This window comes from Paratractidigestivibacter sp., assembly GCF_052362415.1.
Lineage (GTDB): Bacteria > Actinomycetota > Coriobacteriia > Coriobacteriales > Atopobiaceae > Paratractidigestivibacter.
This window is the reverse complement of record NZ_DAWEMK010000091.1, coordinates 1-1950: the sequence shown is the minus strand read 5'-3', so window position 1 is coordinate 1950 and position 1950 is coordinate 1. Positions and strand designations below refer to the sequence as shown.

The following is a 1950-nucleotide window of genomic DNA, read 5'->3' as shown; positions in this document are numbered from 1 at the left end:
GTGTCCTGGAAGAGGCCCCAGCCGAGGGCGTCCCACAGCGCCGGCTGCGCGACGCAGTAGAAGTAGATGTTGTCCTGCCCGATGAACTGGTAGACGCGCGCGTCGTCGCCGCACCACCAATCGCGCCAGTCGTCGGAGGAGTAGCGCCCGCCGCCCGCCTGGGCGTCGAGGTCGAGGACTGTCTGCGTGAAGCTGATGGGCGCCCACAGGCTCTCGGGCCAGACCCAGACGGTGAGGCCGGCTGTGCCGTCGAGCTCAGGGGCGGGCACGCCCCAGTCGATGTTGCCGGTGATGCGCAGGGGCAGCAGGCACTTGCCCGTGCGGAAGCGGACGCCGGCGCTCTCGAGGACCTCGCGCGCCTCGTCGCGCGCCTCCCAGTCGGCGAAGGTCACCGAGAAGGACTGGGCGTTGCCCTGCGGCTCGGCCACGGTATGGGCGGGGAGCTTGGCCTCGACGGCGTCGAAGCCCTCGCGGAACTTGTTCTGGATGTAGATCACGGGGTCGACGAGCGACTCGCGCACGGTCTTGGTTACGATGGCGCGCACCTGCGGGTCGGCGTCCCACTCGTCCATGAGGGCCTCGAGCTCGGGGCGGAAGCTCGGCAGCTCGAAGTACCAGTTGTCAACGGGGCGCAGCTCAGGCGTGGTGCCGGTGAGCTGCGAGACGGGCGCGATGAGTTCCTCGGGGTCGAACTGGTGGCCGAGGTCGCACTCGTCGGCGTAGGCCTTCTCGGACTTGCAGCCGCGCACCGGGCAGCGGCCGATGACCTGGCGCCCGTTGAGGAACTGCTTGGCCTCCACGTCGTAGAACTGGCGCGTGGTGAGCTTCTTGAGGTAGCCGCGGTCGTAGAGGCGCTTGAGGATCTCCGCCGTCAGGGCGTGGTGGTGGCTGCGGGCGGGCTCGAGGCCGGAACCCTCGAAGATGTCGAGGCTGATCTCGTAGGCGTCGAGGGCGGCCTTCTGGGCATCGTGGTTGGCGCGCACGTAGTCGGTGATCGTGCCCTCATAGCCCTCGTTCTCGACCTTCTTGCGGTAGCCCTCCATGATGGGGGAGCCGTAGCAGTCGGTGCCGGAGACGAAGATCACGTTCTCGGGCCCGATGCGGTCGCGCAGGAAGCGGGCAAAGAAGTCCGCCGGGACGAAGACGCCCCCGATGTGGCCGAAGTGCAGGTTCTTGTTGCCATAGGGCATGCCGCCGGTGATGACGGCGCGCTTGGGGAAGGTGGGGCGGTTCTCGGGCATCGCGTTGCTCCTTTGCGTTGCTCCCTGACTATTCAACCTGCTTAGTATCCCACAACGCGCGGGAGCTGGTGTAGGGTTGTGGCGATGAGAAAAATCGCCGACATAGACGTGCTCGCCGACGCCCTGCTCCAGGGGCGCATGGTGCGCCTCTCGCTGCTCGCGCTCGCGGCGGGGCTTGCCGTGGCCGTGCTCGTCCTCGTGGCGGAGGGCGGCCGCGAGCTCGGGCTCGGGTGGCTGCTCGCCCTCGCGGCGGCGTCCGTCGCGTCGCTTCCCGCCCACGAGCTCGTCCACGGCGCCGCCTTCAAGCTGCTGTGCCCGGGCGCGCGCGTGAGCTTCGGCGTGAAGGACGCCTTCCTCTACACGAGCGTGAACGGCGCCGTCGTGCCCCGCGGCCGCGAGCTCGCGGCGCTCCTCGCGCCGACGGTCGTCGTCACCGCCGCCCTGGCCACCGGCGCCCTCGCCGCGTCCTGCCCCGCGCTTGCGGTCCTGCTCTGCGCGTTCCACCTCTCCGGCTGCGTGGGCGACGCCCTCATGGCGGCCGCGATCCTCGCCGAGCCCGCCTGCACCCACGTGCAGGACGCCGAGTTCGGCGTGACCCTTCTATCTAAGGAGTGACCATGCCCGGCCAAAAGACCACCGACCACGCGGCCCCGAGCGCTGCGCCCGCCGCCTGCCCCAACGAGACCATCCGACAGCTCCATGAGCGCAA

The 1950-nt window shown here is 69.6% G+C and carries 2 protein-coding genes; one reads left to right on the top strand and one right to left on the bottom strand.

Annotation, left to right across the window (positions count from 1 at the left end; genetic code table 11):
- Window positions 1–1241 (bottom strand): class I tRNA ligase family protein (locus tag ACT84W_RS08410; protein ID WP_444328881.1); only part of this gene is annotated, 1241 nt, incomplete at its 3' end.
- Window positions 1242–1325: 84 nt separating this feature from the next.
- Between ACT84W_RS08410 and ACT84W_RS08405 the strand changes: the two genes are divergently transcribed.
- The gene (locus ACT84W_RS08405) at window positions 1326–1856 is read left to right on the top strand and encodes a DUF3267 domain-containing protein (protein ID WP_444328880.1); all 531 of its coding nucleotides are present in this window, start codon (window positions 1326–1328) and stop codon (window positions 1854–1856) included.
- The last annotated feature ends 94 nt before the right edge of the window (window positions 1857–1950 follow it).

What these genes read in the sequence shown, in the direction of transcription:
- ACT84W_RS08405 (WP_444328880.1), top strand. Translation starts at nt 1,326, where the DNA reads ATGAGAAAAATCGCCGACATAGACGTGCTCGCCGACGCCCTGCTCCAG.